The organism is Rhodanobacter sp. FW106-PBR-R2A-1-15 (assembly GCF_058789735.1).
Window position 1 is genome coordinate 1 of the sequence record NZ_JBYTEM010000071.1, and the last position, 554, is coordinate 554.

1 protein-coding gene is annotated in these 554 nt (G+C 61.7%); it reads right to left on the minus strand.

Annotated elements, in window-relative coordinates:
• Window positions 1-201 precede the first annotated feature (201 nt).
• Window positions 202-554 (minus strand): transposase (locus AC3WTD_RS18535; protein WP_492614665.1); only part of this gene is annotated, 353 nt, incomplete at its 5' end.

Below are 554 nucleotides of genomic sequence, written 5' to 3' on the forward strand. Positions count from 1 at the left end.
TGAGCCGCTTGCAAAATTCCCGCTGAAACCGGTCTAACCGGATCAACCCGTGCGTCGTCGGTTGTTTTTTGACCCCATCGAAGGTTCCGCAGCAGTCTGCTTGGGCTGATGTGGTCAAGAAATGTCCATGGCGCCGTCCGTCAGACAAAGAGCATCGGACTCCGATGGAGTCTGCGGTCCCATGGGAGGTTGCGCGGTGCGCTACGTGACCCATCGCAAGAGTTGGTCTGCGGTCAGGGCCAGTACGGCAAACATCAGGTGCGCCATCACCTTGACCGAACCACGCACGTTGATGCGGCGGGCGCCGAAATCGTCTTTCAGGCGCGCGTTGACGCGCTCGACGGTGCTGCGTTCCTTGAATCGCTGCGCCTGGTGGGGAGCGAACGGGATCTTCTCGCCTCGGCCCGGGTTGTGATCGATCAACGGCACATGGCCCAGCCCGCGGCTGTGCTCCCGGATGAGCGTACTGTCATACGCCGCGTCCATCAGGTCGTACAAGTGGGTCACGCGCTGCATCGTGATCGTGGCCAGCGGGATCGCCACTTGCGAGTCGT